Source organism: Bradyrhizobium sp. USDA 4353, from assembly GCF_054063215.1.
Genome location: NZ_JBSSGB010000001.1, coordinates 6,700,525 through 6,719,075, shown reverse-complemented (window position 1 = coordinate 6,719,075; position 18,551 = coordinate 6,700,525). Strand labels below are relative to the sequence as shown.

At 65.6% G+C, this 18,551-nt stretch carries 15 protein-coding genes; 12 read left to right on the top strand and 3 right to left on the bottom strand.

The genetic code is table 11. The annotated features are described in order from the left end of the window. Nucleotides 1–4: 4 nt before the first annotated feature. Nucleotides 5–1,237 carry a LysR family transcriptional regulator gene (locus tag ACVILH_RS30430; protein WP_456716187.1) on the bottom strand — a complete coding sequence of 411 codons (1,233 nt, stop codon included), beginning with the start codon at nucleotides 1,235–1,237 and terminating at the stop codon, nucleotides 5–7. Nucleotides 1,238–1,747: 510 nt separating this feature from the next. Here ACVILH_RS30430 and ACVILH_RS30425 point away from each other — a divergent pair. Then, on the top strand, nucleotides 1,748–1,993 hold the full coding sequence (locus ACVILH_RS30425) for a hypothetical protein (protein WP_456717117.1): 246 nt from the start codon (nucleotides 1,748–1,750) through the stop codon (nucleotides 1,991–1,993). Nucleotides 1,994–2,326: 333 nt separating this feature from the next. Next, nucleotides 2,327–3,061 (top strand): cytochrome c biogenesis CcdA family protein, encoded by a 735-nt coding sequence (locus ACVILH_RS30420; RefSeq protein WP_456716186.1) that lies wholly within the window; start codon nucleotides 2,327–2,329, stop codon nucleotides 3,059–3,061. Nucleotides 3,062–3,076: 15 nt separating this feature from the next. Here ACVILH_RS30420 and ACVILH_RS30415 read toward each other — a convergent pair whose 3' ends face one another. Beyond that, nucleotides 3,077–4,591 carry an HWE histidine kinase domain-containing protein gene (locus ACVILH_RS30415; RefSeq protein WP_456716185.1) on the bottom strand — a complete coding sequence of 505 codons (1,515 nt, stop codon included), beginning with the start codon at nucleotides 4,589–4,591 and terminating at the stop codon, nucleotides 3,077–3,079. A 331-nt stretch (nucleotides 4,592–4,922) separates the two neighbouring features. Beyond that, nucleotides 4,923–6,197 carry a serine hydrolase domain-containing protein gene (locus ACVILH_RS30410; protein ID WP_456716184.1) on the bottom strand — a complete coding sequence of 425 codons (1,275 nt, stop codon included), beginning with the start codon at nucleotides 6,195–6,197 and terminating at the stop codon, nucleotides 4,923–4,925. Between the two features lie 150 nt (nucleotides 6,198–6,347). Between ACVILH_RS30410 and ACVILH_RS30405 the strand changes: the two genes are divergently transcribed. The 10 genes from ACVILH_RS30405 to ACVILH_RS30360 all read left to right on the top strand — a co-directional run bounded on the left by ACVILH_RS30405 (nucleotide 6,348) and on the right by ACVILH_RS30360 (nucleotide 18,537). Then, nucleotides 6,348–7,268 carry an intradiol ring-cleavage dioxygenase gene (locus tag ACVILH_RS30405; protein WP_456716183.1) on the top strand — a complete coding sequence of 307 codons (921 nt, stop codon included), beginning with the start codon at nucleotides 6,348–6,350 and terminating at the stop codon, nucleotides 7,266–7,268. A 321-nt stretch (nucleotides 7,269–7,589) separates the two neighbouring features. Next, complete coding sequence (locus ACVILH_RS30400) at nucleotides 7,590–8,903, top strand: CmpA/NrtA family ABC transporter substrate-binding protein (protein ID WP_456716182.1); 1,314 nt, start codon at nucleotides 7,590–7,592, stop codon at nucleotides 8,901–8,903. A 64-nt stretch (nucleotides 8,904–8,967) separates the two neighbouring features. After that, nucleotides 8,968–9,876 (top strand): nitrate ABC transporter permease, encoded by a 909-nt coding sequence (gene ntrB / locus ACVILH_RS30395; RefSeq protein ID WP_456716181.1) that lies wholly within the window; start codon nucleotides 8,968–8,970, stop codon nucleotides 9,874–9,876. An 11-nt stretch (nucleotides 9,877–9,887) separates the two neighbouring features. Continuing rightward, nucleotides 9,888–10,682, top strand: coding sequence for an ABC transporter ATP-binding protein (locus ACVILH_RS30390; RefSeq protein WP_456717116.1), 795 nt, complete (start codon nucleotides 9,888–9,890; stop codon nucleotides 10,680–10,682). Nucleotides 10,683–10,772: 90 nt separating this feature from the next. Continuing rightward, on the top strand, nucleotides 10,773–11,198 hold the full coding sequence (locus ACVILH_RS30385; protein ID WP_456716180.1) for a globin family protein: 426 nt from the start codon (nucleotides 10,773–10,775) through the stop codon (nucleotides 11,196–11,198). A gap of 5 nt (nucleotides 11,199–11,203) precedes the next feature. Then, nucleotides 11,204–12,418: an NAD(P)/FAD-dependent oxidoreductase gene (locus ACVILH_RS30380; RefSeq protein WP_456716179.1), complete on the top strand. Its 1,215-nt coding sequence runs from the start codon at nucleotides 11,204–11,206 to the stop codon at nucleotides 12,416–12,418. A 19-nt stretch (nucleotides 12,419–12,437) separates the two neighbouring features. After that, the gene (locus tag ACVILH_RS30375) at nucleotides 12,438–15,131 is read left to right on the top strand and encodes a nitrate reductase (protein ID WP_456716178.1); all 2,694 of its coding nucleotides are present in this window, start codon (nucleotides 12,438–12,440) and stop codon (nucleotides 15,129–15,131) included. Nucleotides 15,132–15,292: 161 nt separating this feature from the next. Then, nucleotides 15,293–16,132: an aldo/keto reductase gene (locus tag ACVILH_RS30370; protein WP_456716177.1), complete on the top strand. Its 840-nt coding sequence runs from the start codon at nucleotides 15,293–15,295 to the stop codon at nucleotides 16,130–16,132. A gap of 198 nt (nucleotides 16,133–16,330) precedes the next feature. Beyond that, nucleotides 16,331–17,284: a DMT family transporter gene (locus ACVILH_RS30365; protein ID WP_456717115.1), complete on the top strand. Its 954-nt coding sequence runs from the start codon at nucleotides 16,331–16,333 to the stop codon at nucleotides 17,282–17,284. 80 nt (nucleotides 17,285–17,364) lie between these two features. Further along, nucleotides 17,365–18,537 (top strand): fumarylacetoacetate hydrolase family protein, encoded by a 1,173-nt coding sequence (locus ACVILH_RS30360; RefSeq protein WP_456716176.1) that lies wholly within the window; start codon nucleotides 17,365–17,367, stop codon nucleotides 18,535–18,537. Nucleotides 18,538–18,551: the final 14 nt, after the last annotated feature.

The window sequence follows — 18,551 nt, the reverse complement described above, 5'->3', positions numbered from 1 at the left end:
GATTTTACCGTCCTTCCGTCGGAAAGCCCCCGAATAGATGGGTCAGGGGTTCACCCATATATACTGTTTTAAGTTGCTGTGGATGAATGAATTCGTCTTTAAACCACGGGTATTTGCCAGGGTTAAAAGCCTCCACAAGCCAGTCGATCATATGGCGCACCCTAGGGATGCGCCCGGTGGTGGCGTGGTACGACAACCAGATGTCGTAGGACCATTTGAGGTCGACCTCCAGGGGGACGATCTTCCCGCCCAAGGCGCTCGCATAGGTTGGGAATACGCCGATACCGGCGCCGTGAGCGACGGCCCAATAATTGGCACTGGAGACATTGGTGGTCATCGCGATCAGGTCACGCTGCTCGTAGCCGGGGAAGATGGTCGCGAAAGCTGCATTCGCCGCCGCCTCATCCGCAACTTGCAGAACCAACCGGTGTTTCACCAGCTCGTCAATCGTCTTCGGCGTGCCATACGTTTCGAGATATTTCTCGCTGGCAAAGCACATCAGGTGCATGCGGCCGAGCCGGACCAGCTTGACGTCGAGCGCCGCCGGCCGCGACAAATGAATGGCGACGTCGGCCTCGTGACGCGACACGTCGGCCGAGCGCATCGCGCAGTACAGGTCGACCATCACGTTTGGGAAGCTCTGCTGGAATTCCACCAGACGCGGCGCGAGCCAGAACGTGCCGAGGCCCTCGGTGACGGCGACGCGGACCTCGCCGGATGCCGCGCCCGCAAGCCCGTCGCCGGCGCGCAGCAGCTCGAAGGAGGCGGCTTCCATGCGCTCGACCGCCGAGACCACCAGCGCGCCTTCGTCGGTCAGTCGCGCGCCGTGAACGTCGCGCGTGAACAGCGTCGCGCCGATCTGCCGCTCGAAATCATCGATGCGCCGGCGGACCGCGTTGATCGAGAGCGTCAAGCGTTCGGCGGCGGAGCGGAAGCTGCCGGCCCTGACCACCTCGAGGAAGATCCGCGCAGCATCCCAATCGGTGAGACTGGCCAGCGTCGATTTGCTGAGCGCGGCCTTGGCCGGCGCGGCGCGACTCGTTGTCGAACGCGCAGGCGCCTTGCCTGATGCAGGGCCGTTCGTGGCGTCGTCGCGCGCCTGGGCTCCGCCGGTACCTGAAGCAGCAGACGCATCGTCATGCGCGGCCGGCGCCAGGGTGACCTGCTGGGTCACCTGGGGGGCAACTGACTCCTGGCGTTCCTCCTGAGGAACGCCCCGTTCCGCCGCAACGCGCATACAAGCTCTCTCCGCCTGCTAGAGTGACACCGATGAACTACGGAACATGGCGGCGTTTGCGCCATGGGATTGGTTGAGACATTGACGCGCGAGATGAGTCTTTCGACCTCTCACATTTGCAGCATGGTCTTACCACCTGCAGATGCGCAGGGGTACACACCATGTATGCCAGGGACACGCTTAGCGCGAATCATTCCGCACAGCGATGGTTTTTGCGTCGACCACAGCGAAATGGTATTCGAAGAAGACCCTGCGTCATGCTATCTTGATGAATGGATGGTGGCGCTGACTCATCGAATCCCTGTGTTCGACGTTGCGTCTTCCTGTGGTCACGCGCGCAGAGGCCGGTGGGTCGGCTTCGGACGAGGCGCACGGCAAAGCCGCAGGCGGAGCGCGGACGGGGAGCAACAGATGACGTATTGGAAAGCCATCCGCGAGTCGGGATTTGCTCGGCTCCATCTCGCCGCACGCTAAAACGGAACGACGCCCGTGGCCCATTCAGATGACCAAATGCTTGCAGTGCTCGCGTCCTTGGAGCAATGCCGCGCGACCCTCGTCGCGACCGGCAATCGCGAATCGGCGCATTTGATTTCGGTGGCGATCCTCGATCTGCGCATGAAGCTGAACAGCTTGAGCGAAGATGATCTGAAGTCGCTGTGCGATGAAATGGTCCAATCTGACAACCCGGACAAGCTGCGCGATCCGAAGCTGCAGCCGGGCCAGCGCCGTCAGCCGCTGCTGCGAGTGGTCAAGTAGCATAGTTCGTTATGTGCACAAAGGTGCATTTGGCGCATTCGTGATATGCCGTGATCGCGCTGTGATGGCGCGACCGGTGGACCTCCGGACCGTGCGCTGGTCTGTCCAAAGGGCATCCTCTTCGGCAAATTGCGAGCTTATCCGGCAATTCTTATGGGGCCGGGCGACGCGCGCGGTCTGATCGCTCCAGCTCGACGGCTGCCTTCAGTCCCGTTGCTTCGCCGACGACGCCGTAACTTCGGCGCCTCTGTTGCGTATTCCCGGCATCGGCGGCATGAAGCGTCGGGCCCCCGGCGTCAGGACGCTGCTCACGGGGCGTATCGCGGGACTTGCATGATTCAGAACGTATCGATTCCGGCGGCCTTCATCGCCGGCCTGGTGAGCTTCCTGTCGCCCTGCGTCCTGCCGCTGGTTCCGCCTTATCTGGTGTATCTCACCGGCGCCACGATCGAGCATATCGAGAGCGAGGAGCCGCCCGCGGCGTCGCGCCGCGCGGTGATGCTGTCCGCGGCACTGTTCGTGCTAGGCTTCTCGACCGTGTTCGTGATGCTGGGCGCGAGCGCCTCGGAGATCGGCCGGCAGCTTCGCACCTGGTCGGCCGAGCTGTCCATTTTGGCCGGCGTCATCATCATCATCATGGGCCTGCACTTCCTCGGTCTGACCCGGATCGGCATCCTGATGCGCGAGGGGCGGCTGCCGATCCCGAAGCCGGTAAGCCTGTGGGGCGCCTATGTCATGGGGCTGGCCTTCGCGTTCGGCTGGACGCCGTGCATCGGGCCGATCCTCGCCGCGATCCTTTCGATTGCTGCGTCCAAGGCCTCGGTGGCCGAAGGAGCCTGGCTGCTCGCCATCTACTCAGCGGGCCTCGGCATTCCGTTTCTGGTTGCCGCCTTCATGATCGAGCAGTTCTCGGCTCTGTTCATGCGGATGCGCGGCCACCTGGTGAATGTCGAGCGGGCCATGGGCGTGCTGATGATCGCCACCGGCATCGGCTTCCTGACCGGCTCCGTATCGACCTTCAGCATCTGGCTGCTCGAGACCTTCCCGGCGCTGCAGAGGTTCGGCTGAGCGCCGCAATGCGGCTCAGTCGTCGAGCTTGCAACTGATGGTGTAGACGACGCCGGGCGGCAGGAAGTCGACGGTGGCCTCGCCGCCGAGCTGGTCGCGCGCTGACCGTTCGATCAGGCGCGAGCCGAAGCCGCGCTGGATCGGCGCCGACACCACCGGCCCGCCGGTTTCCCGCCAGACCAGGCGCAGCCGTGCCGGCAGCTTCTTCGCCGCATCCGCCGGTGTGAACTCCCAGGACAGATCGACCGTGCCGGTGTCGTTGGACAGCGCGCCATATTTGGCGGCGTTGGTCGCGATCTCATGCACGATCATCGACAGCACGACCGCGAGTCGCGGCGACAGCGCGACCTTCGGGCCGGCGATCCTGATCCGCTCGGGATTGTTCAACTGGTAAGGCTTGAGCACGCGGCCGATCACGTCCTCGAGCTCGGAGCCCTGCCATTTCTCCTTGCTGAGCAGGTTGTGCGCTTCCGCCAGCGCACCGAGCCGGCCTTCGAACTTCTCGCGCTCATGGCGGCTGGCGCTGCGGAAGGTCTGAACTGCAATCGCCTGCAGGATCGCCAGCGTGTTCTTGACGCGATGGTTGAGCTCCTCGATCAGCAGGTCGTGCAGCATCTCGGCGCGCGCGATCGTGGTCGCCATCCGCACCGCGAAGGCCAGGCCAATCGCCAGCATGATGCCGCCGATCAGGCTGGTGATGGCGAGGTTGCGCCACAACGGCGCGACCAGCGAGGTCTCGGTGATCCCCGCGCCGATGATCCAGCCGGTCAAGGTGGAATGGGTGAAGCTCGACAGCAGCGGCAAGCCCTCCAGCGAGGTGCTCGACAGCGTCGCCTCATGCTCGCTCATCATGCGGTCGATCACCGTCGGCGACGCCTTCTTGCCGATCGTCGCCGCCGGATTGGGGACGCGCGCAAACACCGTGGCCTGGCGGTCGAGCAGCGACAACGTCCAGTCGGCGCTCGGCAGCTGCTTGTCCAGGATGGTCTGAAACATCGCGATCGGCGGGCTGAAGGAAATGTCGTAGATGACCTCGCCGTCGCGAAACACCGGCACCTCGACGGTGACGATCAGGCTCTTCTTCACGATGCCGTAGAACAGGTCGGAATATTGCGGCTGGCGCGTCTCGAACACCCGCCGGGTGATCTCGCGGTTGCTGCGCAGCGGCAGGTGCGCCGTGTCCGTCGTGGCCGAGGAGAACAGCTGGTGTCCCTCGCGGTCGGCAACCAGGATGGTGCCGTCCTTGCCGTACTGCTCGAGGAAGCCCATCGCGATCGGACGGAAGCGATCGAAATCGCCGCTCTTCAAGGCATCCGTGAGGGCCAGCACCTGGATGCCGCCGGTCATGCGCTGCATCTCGGCATCGAGCGTAAGGCGGATGCTGCGCACCGTATCGAGCACGCGCTGCCGCGCCTCGTTGCGGTCCTGCATGTAGTTGTGGAAGACGATCCCGCCCGCGAACAGGATGAGCGGCAACGTGGTCCCCGCGACCAGAAGCGCAAGCCGGACAGGCAGGGAAAGCTTCGGCACGGATGCCCCGTTGGTGGCGTTCGCGATCGCCGTGCCGCGCCGGGGAAGGACAGATACGAAGGCGCGCAGGGTAACGCGAGTGGATATCAGGCTGTGGCGGGCGCATTCGCAATTGCTTGCGATAACGGCCGTTCACCTCCGTATCAGCATAGGAGCCCGGCACGTGCGCGCCAAGCTCAATGCATCACGATCCCTCGGTTCCTGCAGCGGCTTTCGCGCCACAGCAACTCCGAGAGCGTGATCCGGAAATGTGGAAACCGGTTTTCCGAAAAGATCATGCTCAAACAAAGACATAGGATCATGATGCGTTTCCGCCGAAACGTATCATGATCTACACATTGCTCTCGCTGATCGCGGCATACACCATCGAGCGCAGCTCGCGCCGGATGGGGTAGGCGCTCGACGGCAGCACCTGGGTCATGAAGATCGTGATCAGCTCTTCCGCCGGATCGATCCAGAACGCGGTCGAGGCGGCGCCGCCCCAGGCGTACTCGCCCGCGCTGCCGGCGATCAGCGTCTTGGCCGGGTCCATCGTCACCGAGAAGCCCAGGCCGAAGCCGATGCCGTTATAGGCGGCCTCAGCAAACATCGAGCGCGACAGCGCCGGCAGGTCGACGCCGCCCGGCAGATGGTTCGAGGTCATCAGCTTCAACGTTTTCGGCCCGAGCAGCCTGACGCCGCCGAGCTCGCCGCCATTGATCAGCGCGCGGCAGAAGGTGAGATAGTCCGCCGTCGTCGCGCACAGGCCGCCGCCGCCGGAGATGAAGTCGGGCGGGCTGAGGAACGTGCTGGTGGCGGGATCGTCCTGTAACGTCAGGCCGCCCTTGCGGTCGGCGGCGTGGAACGACATCATGCCGGCGGGATCGGCCGAATAGCACGCCGCCAGCCGATGCGCCTTGGCGGCGGGGACATGGAAGTCGGTATCCGCCATGCCCAGCGGATCGAAGATGCGTTCTTTCAGAAACTGCTCGAACGGCTTGTCGGCGATCTTGCCGACGAGATAGCCGACCACGTCGGTCGAGACCGAGTAGTTCCAGGCCTCGCCCGGCGAGAACTCCAGCGGAATCTTCGCAAGGTCATCGATCATCGATTGCAAGGTGCCGGCCTTCTCGACCGCGCCGATCTTGGCGTCGCGATAGGCCGCATCGACGTTGGAGCGCTGCTGGAAGCCGTAGGTCAGTCCCGACGTGTGGCGCAGCAGGTCGACGATCAGCATCGGCCGCGTCGGCGGCCGGCTGATGAAGGCCGGCGCCGTGCCCGCGACGAACACGCCGAGATTCTTCCACTCCGGAATATACTTCGCGACCGGCTCGTCGAGTGCGACCTTGCCTTCCTCGACCAGCATCATGAAGGCGACCGAGGTGATCGGCTTGGTCATCGAATAGATGCGGTAGATCGTCTGGTCCGTCACCGGCACCTTGCGCTCGACATCGGCGTAGCCGAGCGAGCTCTGGTGCACGATCTTGCCGCGGCGATAGACCATCAGCTGCGTGCCGGGGAAGCGGCCGGCGTCGACATAGCGCTGCTGCAGATGCGCATCGATCCGATCGAGCGCGGCTTTCGACATGCCGACGGTGTCGGGCGAGGCAGGTGTCGGGGCGAGCATCGGGACGTCTCCGCTGTGATCTGGTTTTTCGAGGACTCGCGCGCGCATCACGCGCACGGCCATTTGAGCCGGGTGATAGCCGAAAAACGCCCCACTTCCAATGGCAAGGCTGGGATGCCTCGTGTACCCTTTGCGCAGGGAGGATCTGCCATGACGCAATTCAACGAGACGGAGCTGACCGACGCGGTCGTCGCGAGCTTCGACGGCGCGCCGGATCCGCGCGCCAGGTTCCTGCTGCAGGAGCTCGTCAAGTCGCTGCACGACTATGTGCGCCGGACCCATCTCACATTCGACGAGTGGGGGGCCGCGATCGACTTCCTCACCCGCACCGGGCAGACCTGCACCGCGAGCCGGCAGGAGTTCATCCTGCTGTCCGACGTGCTCGGCGTGTCGATGCTGGTCGACGCCATCAATCACCGCGACAGGGCAGGGGCGACGGAGACCACCGTGCTCGGCCCGTTCTATGTCGGCGAGCACAAGGTCACGCCTCATGGCGCCGACATCTCGGCGGACCTGAAGGGCGAGAAGATGTTCGTGCAGGCCCGCGTCACCGATCTCTCCGGCGCGCCGTTGGTGGGCGCGGCGGTCGATGTCTGGCATGCCGACGACGAAGGCTTCTACGATTCGCAGCGGCCTGACTATGCCTCCGACGGTCCGTCGTCGCGGGCGCGCTTCATCACCGATGTTGACGGACGCTTCTTCTTCCGCACCATCCTGCCGTGCAGCTATCCGATCCCGACCGACGGTCCGGTGGGGCAGATGATCGTGGGCACCGGGCGCCATCCGATGCGGCCGGCCCATGTGCACTTCCTGGTCGACGCCAAGGGCCATGAGCCGCTCGTCACTCATGTCTTCATCGGTGGCGACGAATATCTCGACAGCGACGTGGTGTTCGGCGTGAAGGATGAGCTGATCGCGCAAGTCGAGCAGCGCACCGATCCCGTGATGCCCGACGGCAAGCTCGCGGCGGCGCCCTGGCATCTGATGACCTACGAATTCCGCATGAAGCCCGGGGCCGGCGTCGCCCCCAAGCCGATGCTGGCGGACGCGCCGAGCGAGGCAGCCGAGTAGGGCTGAACGCCCCGCCCACTTCTTGTGCAACGCACAGGAAGTGGGCGAATCGCAAATTTTACGAGCGGCCGCGCGCTTTCACAGCGTTGCTCGATTTGCCTAGGCTCTTGATGAGTCACGGCTTCTGCTTTCGTCGCTCCTTGGCATGAAGCTTGAATAGATGGCTTCGACGCCATCGATGCCGTCTGCGCAAACCCCCATCCGACATCCGACGCTGCCCCTCCGAGGCTCTCCTCGGAACGCGCCCCTATGCGCTACCACGCGGTGCCTGGACGGGCCTTCAATCCACCGAGCGCCTTTCAGACAAGGACGACTGCACTCATGACGAAGACCGCCCATCCCCGCCGTTCCGGCCTTAGCCGACGTCAGCTCCTGAAGGCCGGTGCCGGCACCGCAGCGCTGCTCGCGGCCGCGAAGCTGAACCTGCCGGGCGGCGCCTTCGCGCAAGGCGCCGGGCCTGAGGTGACGAGCGCCAAGCTCGGCTTCATCGCGCTCAGCGATGCCGGCCCGCTGTTCGTCGCCAAGGACAAGGGCATCTTTGCCAAATACGGCATGCCCGATGTCGACGTGCAGAAGCAGGCCTCGTGGGGCACGACGCGCGACAATCTCGTGCTGGGCTCGGAAGGCAACGGCATCGACGGCGCGCATATCCTCACCCCGATGCCGTATCTGATCTCCTCGGGCAAGGTCACGCAGAACAACCAGCCGACGCCGATGTACATCCTGGCGCGGCTCAATCTCGATGCGCAGTGCATCTCGGTCGCCAAGGAGTATGCCGACCTCAAGCTCAGCCTCGACACCGCGCCGTTCAAGGCGGCGCTGGAGAAGAAGAAGGCCTCGGGCAAGGCCGTGAAGGCCGCGATGACCTTCCCGGGCGGCACCCATGATCTGTGGATCCGCTACTGGCTCGCCGCCGGCGGCATCGATCCCGACAAGGACATCGAGACCATCGTGGTGCCGCCGCCGCAGATGGTGGCGAACATGAAGGTCGGCACCATGGATTGCTTCTGCGTCGGCGAGCCGTGGAATGCGCAGCTCGTCAACCAGGGCATCGGCTACACCGCGGTGACCACAGGCGAGATCTGGAACAAGCATCCCGAAAAGTCCTTCGCGATGCGCGCGGCCTTCGTCGACAAATATCCGAAGGCCGCGAAGGCGCTGACCATGGCTGTCATGGAAGCCCAGCAGTGGTGCGACAAGATGGAGAACAAGCAGGAGCTTGCGACCATCATGGCCAAGCGGCAGTGGATCAACTGTCCGGTCGATGACGTCGCCGGGCGCTCGGCCGGCAAGTTCGACTACGGCACCGGCAAGGTGGTCGAGAGCTCGCCCCACATCATGAAGTACTGGCGCGACTTTGCCTCCTATCCGTTCCAGAGCCATGACCTCTGGTTCATCACCGAGGACATCCGCTGGGGCAAATACGAAGCGGGCTTCGACGCCAAGTCGCTGATCGCCAAGGTCAACCGCGAGGACATCTGGCGCGAGGCGGCCAAGGAGATGAACGTCCCGGCGGCGGAGATTCCGACCTCCAAGTCGCGCGGCAAGGAGACGTTCTTCGACGGCAAGGTGTTCGATCCCGAGGATCCCGCCGCCTATCTGAAGTCGCTGTCGATCAAGCGCGTCGACGCCTGATCAGGACCTCATGCCGCGCGTGGCAAGCGCGCGGCTCCTCTCATTGCACGGAGAAAGGCTTCCGATGTCCATGCCAGCGTTGACCAACGACAGCGTGCCCAAGGTCGTCCCGACGGCTTCAGCATCCACCACGGCGTCGGTGGTGACGATGACGCCGAAGCAGCCGCCCAAGGCCGAGCGCTATGTGAAGATGGCCCGCGAGGCCGCGGTGCGCGTGGTGCCGCCGCTGATCGTGCTCGCCCTGTTCCTGATCGTCTGGGAGCTGCTCTGCCGCCGCGCCGGCTCGGCGCTGCCGCCGCCCTCGCGCGTGTTCACGGAGACCCGCGAGCTGATCCTCGATCCGTTCTTTGATCATGGCGGCATCGACAAGGGCCTGTTCTGGCATCTCGAGGCCAGCCTGCGCCGCGTCGCGATCGGCTACGCCATCGCCGCTGTCGTCGGCGTGGCGCTGGGCACCTTGATCGGCCAGTCGGTCTGGGCGATGCGCGGGCTTGATCCGATCTTCCAGGTGCTGCGCACGATCCCGCCGCTCGCCTGGCTGCCGCTGTCGCTCGCGGCGTTCCGCGACGGCCAGCCCTCGGCGATCTTCGTCATCTTCATCACCTCGGTGTGGCCGATCATCATCAACACCGCGGTCGGTATCCGCAACATTCCGCAGGACTACCGCAACGTCGCGGCCGTCGTGCAGCTCAATCCGCTGGAGTTCTTCGCCAAGATCATGATCCCGGCGGCCGCGCCCTACATCTTCACGGGCTTGCGCATCGGCATCGGCCTGTCCTGGCTCGCGATCGTCGCGGCCGAGATGCTGATCGGCGGCGTCGGCATCGGCTTCTTCATCTGGGATGCGTGGAATTCCTCGCATATCAGCGAGATCATCCTGGCGCTGTTCTATGTCGGCATCATCGGCTTCGTGCTCGACCGTCTCATCGCGGTGGTCGGCAAGATCGTCACCCGCGGCACCGCGACGAACTGAGAGGGACCAGCATCATGGCCTATCTGAAGCTCGACCACGTCGACAAGACCTTCACCCGCGGCGCTGCCACCACCGAGGTGCTGAAGGACATCAACCTGACGATCGAGAAGGGCGAATACGTCTCGATCATCGGCCATTCCGGCTGCGGCAAGTCGACGATGCTCAACATCGTCGCCGGCCTCACCACGGCCACGACAGGCGGCGTGCTGCTGGAGGAGCGCGAGGTGAACTCGCCGGGGCCGGACCGCGCCGTCGTGTTCCAGAACCACAGCCTGCTACCCTGGCTCACGGTCTATGAGAACGTGCGCCTCGGCGTCGACAAGGTGTTCGCCAGGACCAAGACCAAGGCCGAGCGCGACGCCTGGACCATGCACAATCTCAACCTCGTGCAGATGGCCCACGCGAAGGACAAGCGCCCAAACGAGATCTCCGGTGGCATGAAGCAGCGCGTCGGCATTGCCCGCGCGCTCGCCATGGAGCCGAAGGTGCTGCTGCTCGACGAGCCGTTCGGCGCGTTGGACGCGCTGACGCGCGCGCATCTGCAGGATTCGGTGATGGCGCTGCATCAGAAGCTCGGCAACACCATCCTGATGATCACCCACGACGTCGATGAGGCCGTGCTGCTGTCCGACCGCATCGTGATGATGACCAACGGCCCCAGCGCGCATATCGGCGAGGTGCTGGAGGTCGAGCTGCCGCGGCCGCGCAAGCGGCTCGAGCTCGCGACCAACCCAACCTACGTGAAGTGCCGCCAGCGCGTGCTCGAATTCCTCTATGAGCGGCACTGCTTCGTCGAGGCGGCGTGACGATTTCATGACCGAAGCGGAGAGCGGATCGAACCGCTCTCCGCCGTGAGCGACTAACGGGTTCTCGTTTCAATCATCGAAGGATTTCCCATGACGCCGTCTCAGATCACATTGGTTCAGGATAGTTTTGCCAAGGTTGCACCGATCTCCGATCAGGCCGCGGCCATCTTCTACGATCGCCTGTTCGACGTGGCGCCGCAGGTGCGCGCGATGTTTCCCGATGATCTCACCGAGCAGCGCAAGAAGCTGATGGCGACACTGGCGGTCGTCGTGAACGGACTGTCGAATCTGCCTGCGATCCTGCCGGCGGCGAGCGCACTCGCCAAGCGCCACGTGAACTACGGTGCCAAGCCCGAGCATTATCCCGTGGTCGGCGCGGCTCTGCTGTGGACGCTGGAGAAGGGGCTTGGCTCCGCCTGGACAGCCGAGGTCGCTGACGCCTGGACAGCGGCTTACGGCACGTTGTCGGGATTCATGATTTCGGAAGCCTATGGCAAGGCGCAGGCGGCGGAGTAGGTCATTTGAGTGAGCCGCTCGTCATCGTCGGCAACGGCATGGCCGCCGCGAAGCTGGTCGAGGAGCTGTCGCAGACGGCGCTCGGCCGCTACGCCATCGCCGTGATCGGCGAGGAGCCGCGGCTCGCCTATAACCGCGTGCTGCTGTCGTCGGTGCTGGCCGGCGAGGCGGCGTCGCACGAGATCGAGCTGAAGCCCGCCACGTGGTGGCGGGAGCGCGGCGTGACGTTGAAGTATGGCGCCCGCGTCACCGGCATCGATGTCGGTCGGCGCGAGTTGCAGATCGAGAATGATGAGAACGTCGCGTTCTCGCGTCTGGTGCTCGCCACCGGCTCGCTGCCGCTGCGGTTGCCCGTGCCCGGCGCTGATCTGCCGGGGGTGCATACGTTTCGCGACAGCCGCGACACCGATGTGCTGCTGAGCCTGGCTGCAAAGAAGGCGCGCGTCGTGGTCGTCGGCGGTGGCCTGCTTGGGCTGGAGGCCGCCTATGGCTTGGCGCGCGCCGGCGCCAAGGTCTCGCTGCTGCATCTGATGGACCGCCTGATGGAGCGGCAGCTCGATGCGCCGGCGGCCGCGCTGCTGAAAGTGCTGGTCGAGCGCAAGGGCATCGAAGTCCTGCTGCAGGCCAGCACGGCGGCGATCCATGGCGAGGCGCGGGTCGAAGGCGTCGAGCTCGCCGATGGACGGCGCATCGCGGCCGACGCGGTGATCTTCGCCGCCGGCATCAAGCCCAACGTGGCGCTCGCCAAGGAGGCGGGGCTTGCTGTCAATCGCGGCATCGTGGTGGACGATGCTCTACAGACGTCGTCGCCCGGCATCTTCGCGCTCGGCGAATGCGCCGAGCATCGCGGTACCTGCTACGGCCTGGTCGAGCCCGCCTATGAGCAGGCGCGGGTTCTGGCGCAACATCTGGCCGGCCGCAAGGCCGCCTATCAGGGCAGCGTGGTCTCGACCAATCTCAAAGTGTCCGGCGTCGCGGTGTTCTCAGCCGGCGACTTCATCGGTGCCGAGGGCAGCGAAGCGATCGTGCTCAACGATGCCAGGCGCGGCATCTACAAGAAGCTGGTCATCGCAGACGGCCGACTTTCTGGTGTCGTGCTGATCGGCGACACGCAGGACGCACTCTGGTATCGCGACCTGATCCGCAAGCGCGAGCCGATCGCGTCGATCCGGACCGAGATGATGTTCGGCCGCGTGGGGACGCGGCCAAAGGCAGCGTGAGAGAGGGGCCTCGCACGAGATGACCAGTGTCGATCCGAAGCTGCGCACCGTGCGCACCGCCTGTCCGTATTGCGGCGTCGGCTGCGGCGTGCTCGCCACGCCCGATGGCAGCGGCGGCGCGGCCATCTCCGGCGATCCCGTGCATCCCGCCAATCTCGGCCGGCTCTGCTCGAAGGGCTCGGCGCTCGGCGAGACGCTCGGGCTGGAGAATCGGCTGCTCTATCCGATGGTCCGCTGCAAGCACGGCATGGAGCGGGTGGCCTGGAGCGACGCGCTCGATCACGTCGCGACACGGCTCAAGCACATCGTCGCCCGCGACGGCGAGGATGCGGTGGCGTTCTATCTCTCCGGCCAGATGCTGACCGAGGATTATTACGTCGCCAACAAGCTGATGAAGGGCTTCCTCGGCTCGGCCAATGTCGACACCAATTCGCGGCTGTGCATGGCGTCCTCGGTCGCCGGCCATCGCCGCGCGTTCGGCAGCGATACCGTGCCCGGGACCTATGAGGATCTCGACCAGGCCGATCTCCTGGTATTCGTCGGCAGCAACGCCGCCTGGTGCCATCCGGTGCTCTACCAGCGCATGCTCGCGAACAAGCAGACGCGTGGCGCGAAGTTCGTGGTCATCGATCCGCGCCGCACCGACACGTCCAGCGAAGCCGATCTGTTCCTCGGCCTGAAGCCCGGCACCGATTCCGCGCTGTTCTCCGGGCTGCTGGTGCATCTCGCCGACAGCGGCGCGCTCGACGGCGACTACATCGCGCGTCACACCCAGGGCTTCGATGAGACCATTGCGCGGGCCCGCCATCTCGCCGGCAGCGCGGCTGCAACCGCGCTCGCCACGGGCCTATCCGAGGCCGATGTCGTGGCGTTCTTCAAGTTGTTCCGCGACACGCCGAAGGTCGTCACGCTGTATTCCCAGGGCGTCAACCAGTCGGCGCAGGGCACCGACAAGGTCAACGCGATCCTCAACTGCCATCTCGCCACCGCGCGCATCGGCAAGCCGGGCATGGGACCGTTCTCGCTGACCGGCCAGCCCAATGCGATGGGCGGCCGCGAGGTCGGCGGTCTCGCCAATCAGCTCGCCGCCCATATGAGCTTCTCGCCGCCGGACATCGATCGTGTCAGGCGCTTCTGGAAGGCCTCGGACATCGCAACCCACGAGGGGCTGAAGGCGGTGCAGATGTTCGAGGCGATCGCGCGCGGCCAGATCAAGGCGCTGTGGGTGATCGGCACCAATCCCGCCGTGTCGCTACCCGATGCGGATCTGGTCCGCACCGCGCTGAAGAAGCTCGAACTGTTCGTCATCTCCGAGAACGTCCGCTCCAACGACACCGTCGATGTCGGCGCGCATGTGCTGCTGCCGGCGCAGGCCTGGGGCGAGAAGTCGGGCACCGTAACCAACTCCGAGCGCCGCATCTCGCGCCAGCGCGGCTTCATGCCGCCGGCCGGCGAGGCCAAGCCGGACTGGTGGATCCTGAGCGAGGTCGGCAAGCGGCTCGGCCACGCTGCCGCCTTCAACTACAGCTCCGCCGCCGACGTGTTCCGCGAGCACGCCGCGCTGTCGGCGTTCGAGAACGACGGCAGCCGCGATTTCGACATCGGTGCGTTGGCGAATTTGTCCGATGACGAATACGACACGCTGGCCCCGGTGCAGTGGCCGGTGCGCGCGGGAAAACCGCCCGAGCCGCGCTTCTTCGCCGACGGCGCCTTCTACACCAACGACCGCAAGGCGCGCTTCGTCGCGCCCGAGGTCCCGGCGCTACGCAGCGAAACCACTGCCGCGCGGCCGTTGCGGCTCAACACCGGCCGCATCCGCGACCAGTGGCACACCATGACGCGCACAGGCTTGAGCCCGCGCCTGGGATCGCATCTGCCGGAGCCGTTCGTCGAGGTGCATCCGGACGACGCCCTGCGCTACGGCCTGATGCATGACGGCTTTGCCAAGGTCACCACCGAGCATGGCCAGTGCATCCTCAAAGTGGTCGTCAGCGAGCGCCAGCAGCGCGGCATGCTGTTCGCGCCGATCCATTGGAACGCGACCAACTCCTCGCATGGTCGCGTCGGCGCGCTGGTGTCCTCCTACACCGATCCGTTCTCCGGCCAGCCCGAGGCCAAGGCGACGCCGGCCGCGATCTCGCCTTACGAGTACGTGTTCCGCGGCTTCATCCTGTCGCGCACCGAGCTCACGCTGCCGCCGAATCTGTGGTGGGCGCGCGCGACCATCGCGGGCGGCTTCGGCTATCTGTTCGCCGACAATGGCGACCTGATGCGCTGGCCGGCCTGGCTCAAGGCGCGCGCCACCGACGACGTCGCCGACTACATGGATGTCGGCGGCGGCGTCTATCGTGCCGCGTCGTTCGAGGGCGATCGCATCGCGACCTGCCTGTTCGTCGGCCCCGGCCACGACGCCGGCGACTGGAACGTCGTGAAGACGATGTTCGCCGCCGACCGCCTCGATAACGAGCAGCGCCGCATGCTGTTGTCAGGACGCGCGCCGGACGGCGCCAGCGGCGGACCGATCGTCTGCGCCTGCTTCGGCGTCGGCCGCGACACCATCTGCGACGCGATCGCGTCAGGTGCCCGCACGCCCGCCGCCATCGGCGCCGAGCTCAAGGCCGGCACCAATTGCGGCTCCTGCATCCCGGAAATGAAGCGCCTGATCGCGCAGATGCCGGTGCAGGCGGCTGATGCCGTGAAAGTGGCGAGCTAGCCAATTGGACCTCCAGAGGAGGGCGCAGCCCTCGTCATTGCGAGCGCAGCGAAGCAATCCAGAGTCCCGCCCACGCCTCTGGATTGCTTCGTCGCTTCGCTCCTCGCAATGACGGCAGTGGCCAATCGACGCCACCGCCGTCATCCTCTATGCTCGCCGCCATGAAGCAGAGGACATTCGGAACCGGCGGCGCTGGCGTGTCCGTCATCGGGCAGGGCACCTGGTATCTCGACCATGCCGATCGCAAGCGCGCCATCGCGACGTTGCAGCGCGGGCTCGACCGCGGCATGAGCCATATCGACACCGCGGAGATGTATGGTAACGCCGAACTCGTGATTGCCGAGGCCATCGCCGGGCGGCGCGACGAGGTGTTCCTGGTCTCGAAAGTGCTGCCGAGCAACGCCTCCCGCCGTGGCACCATCACCGCCTGCGAGCGCTCGCTGAAGCGGCTGAAGACCGATCGCCTCGACTGCTACCTGCTGCATTGGCCCGGCTCCTATCCGCTCGAAGAGACGGTGGCCGCGTTCGAGGAGCTGAAAGCCGCCGGCAAGATCGCGTCCTGGGGCGTCAGCAATTTCGATGTCGACGATCTCGACGAGCTGCTCGATGTCGCAGGCCCCGGCAAGATCGCCTGCAACCAGGTGCTCTATCATCTGCAGGAGCGCGCCATCGAGCACGCCGTCATCCCCTGGTGCGGCCAGCACGGCGTCGCCGTGGTCGCCTATTCGCCGTTCGGCCACGACGATTTCCCCGAGCGCCGCAGTCCCGGTGGCGAGGTGCTGCAGCGCATCGCAGAGCAGCATCAGGCCACGCCGCGCCAGATCGCGCTGGCCTTCCTCACCCGCGCCTCGTCGCTGCTCGCGATCCCCAAGGCCTCGTGCCCGGAGCACGCCGAGGAGAACGCCGCCGCCGGCGACATCGAGCTGACCGCGGCCGACATCGCCGCGATCGACCGCGCCTTTCCGCGCGGGCCGAAGCCGCGGGGCCTGCCGATGCTGTAGCGCAGCATCACGGAGTATTACGGATGTTTGCTACTCCGGCGCGTGGCCAGCGCATAGATGCTGCCCGCTTTCAACGGGTTGTCGCGGCGGCGTGATTGGCGTTTTGTCGCCTCTCACCGAATCGTTCCGCTTCTCAACCTTTCGAGTTCGACCGTGACCCCGCCTCCGAGTGCGGCAGCCGCCGCGCGACTCGACGATGTGCCGACCCAAGTGCAGACGAAGCCGAGCGCCGCGCGCAAGCGCGCCCCGGCTCGTGCCGACCGCCCGTTCCGTGGCATCGCGCTGATCCTGCTCTCCACCGTCTTCCTCGGCACCTCCGACGTCACGGCCAAGTATCTGTCGAAGACGCTGCCCTCGATCGAGATCACCTGGATCCGCTTCGTGGTGTTCGCGATGATCATGGTGCCGGCGATGATCCCGGGATCGCCGCTGTTTGCGATGCGCACCGAGCGGGTGAAGTTCCATTTGCTGCGCGGCGTCGCGCTGCTCGGCTCGTCGATCATGTTCATCTCCGGCCTGCGCTATCTGCCGATCGCGGAAGCCTCGGCCACCGGCTTCGTGGCGCCTTTGTTCGTCACCGCGCTGTCGATCGTCTTCCTCAGCGAGAAGGTCGGCCTGCGCCGCTGGATCGCCACCGCCGTCGGCCTGTTCGGCGTGCTGATCATCCTCCGCCCCGGCACCGGCGCGTTCCATCTCGCCGCTTTGTTTCCGATCGCCTCGGCCTTCGCCTGGGCCTGCACCCTGATCATGACGCGCATGATGAGCGGCCGCGAGCATGCCATCACCATCATGACCTATTCGTCGATCGCCGGCGTCTGCCTGCTGTCGATGATGGTGCCGTTCGTCTGGGTGACGCCGTCCTGGCAGGACATCGGCTTCGGCGTCCTGGTCGGCGTCGCCTCGACCATGGGGCAGTGGATCGTCGTGCTGGCGTTCCGCTATGCCGACGCCTCGGTGCTGGCGCCCTTCTCCTACACGCAATTGCTGTGGGTCAGCATCCTCGGCTTCCTGGTGTTCGGCGAGCTGCCGGATGTCTGGACCATCGTCGGCGCCGCCTTCATCGTCTCCAGCGGCCTCTACACCGCCCACCGCGAGCGCGTCCGCCGCTCACAACTGCTGCAAGTGGCCGGCGAAAGCTCGCCGAATCCGTGACTCCTCCGTCCGGCTTGGAGCCGGCGCGCCCGGATGCTACGGGTGCGCTGAGCAACAAGAACAACAGGGGAGCTGCCGTCATGATCCATCTCACGCCCGAATCCGTCCTGCCTGATGACGGCGCTAGCGGCACTCTGGTCGGCCGGGTCTGGCGGCCCGAGGCAGATGGTCCCGCCGTGGTCGCGGTGCGCGCCGACGGCGTGTTCGACGTCACCTCGGCCTTTCCGACGGTCACCGCGCTGTGCGAGCACGACGATCCCGCCGCGGCGCTGAATGGGATGAAGGGCGAGCGCATCGGCGACCTCGCCGCTATCCTCGCCAACACGCCGCCGGATCGCCGCGATCCGGCCAAGCCGTGGCTGCTCGCGCCGGTCGACTTGCAGGTCCTCAAGGCCGCCGGCGTCACCTTCGCGATCTCGATGCTGGAACGTGTGATCGAGGAGCGCGCCCGCGGCAATCCGGCCTCCGCCGAGGCAATCCGGACAGAGGTGGTGCGCCTGGTCGGCGACGATTTCTCCAAGCTCAAGCCGGGCTCGGACCAGGCGATGCACCTGAAGCAGGTGCTGATCGAGCAGAACGCCTGGAGCCAGTATCTCGAGGTCGGCATCGGCCCTGACGCCGAGGTCTTCACCAAGGCGCCGACCTTGTCGTCGGTCGGCACCGGCATGGATGCCGGCCTGCATCCGAAATCGACCTGGAATAATCCGGAGCCGGAGGTCGTGCTGGTCGTCTCCAGCCGCGGCGCCATCGTCGGCGCGACGCTCGGCAACGACGTCAATCTGCGTGACTTCGAGGGCCGCTCGGCGCTCTTGCTGTCCAAGGCCAAGGACAACAACGCCTCCTGCGCCATCGGCCCGCTGCTCCGCCTGTTCGACAAGAGCTTTACCCTCGACGACGTCCGCAAGATGGATGTTGCGCTGAACGTCACCGGCAGCGACGGCTTCGTGCTCGACGGGCATTCCTCGATCTCGAAGATCAGCCGCGATCCGACCGATCTGGTCGCCCAGACGATCGGTGCCGTGCATCAATATCCCGACGGCTTCGCGCTGTTCCTCGGCACGATGTTCGCCCCCGTGAAGGACCGCGAGGCGCCGGGCCAGGGCTTTACGCACAAGCGCGACGACATCGTCACCATCTCCGCGCCCCAGCTCGGCCGCCTCGTCAATCGCATGCGCAACAGCGACGAATGCGAGCCGTGGACGTTCGGCGTGGGTGCGCTGATGCGCAGCCTGGCGCGACGGAAGCTGATCTGAAGCTATCTTTTAGT

Excerpts from the sequence above, each read along its gene's own strand:
- ACVILH_RS30430 (WP_456716187.1), bottom strand. The coding sequence starts at position 1,237 with ATGCGCGTTGCGGCGGAACGGGGCGTTCCTCAGGAGGAACGCCAGGAG.
- ACVILH_RS30425 (WP_456717117.1), top strand. The coding sequence starts at position 1,748 with ATGCTTGCAGTGCTCGCGTCCTTGGAGCAATGCCGCGCGACCCTCGTC.
- ACVILH_RS30420 (WP_456716186.1), top strand. The coding sequence starts at position 2,327 with ATGATTCAGAACGTATCGATTCCGGCGGCCTTCATCGCCGGCCTGGTG.
- ACVILH_RS30410 (WP_456716184.1), bottom strand. The coding sequence starts at position 6,197 with ATGCTCGCCCCGACACCTGCCTCGCCCGACACCGTCGGCATGTCGAAA.
- ACVILH_RS30405 (WP_456716183.1), top strand. The coding sequence starts at position 6,348 with ATGACGCAATTCAACGAGACGGAGCTGACCGACGCGGTCGTCGCGAGC.
- ACVILH_RS30400 (WP_456716182.1), top strand. The coding sequence starts at position 7,590 with ATGACGAAGACCGCCCATCCCCGCCGTTCCGGCCTTAGCCGACGTCAG.
- ntrB (WP_456716181.1), top strand. The coding sequence starts at position 8,968 with ATGTCCATGCCAGCGTTGACCAACGACAGCGTGCCCAAGGTCGTCCCG.
- ACVILH_RS30385 (WP_456716180.1), top strand. The coding sequence starts at position 10,773 with ATGACGCCGTCTCAGATCACATTGGTTCAGGATAGTTTTGCCAAGGTT.
- ACVILH_RS30375 (WP_456716178.1), top strand. The coding sequence starts at position 12,438 with ATGACCAGTGTCGATCCGAAGCTGCGCACCGTGCGCACCGCCTGTCCG.
- ACVILH_RS30370 (WP_456716177.1), top strand. The coding sequence starts at position 15,293 with ATGAAGCAGAGGACATTCGGAACCGGCGGCGCTGGCGTGTCCGTCATC.
- ACVILH_RS30360 (WP_456716176.1), top strand. The coding sequence starts at position 17,365 with ATGATCCATCTCACGCCCGAATCCGTCCTGCCTGATGACGGCGCTAGC.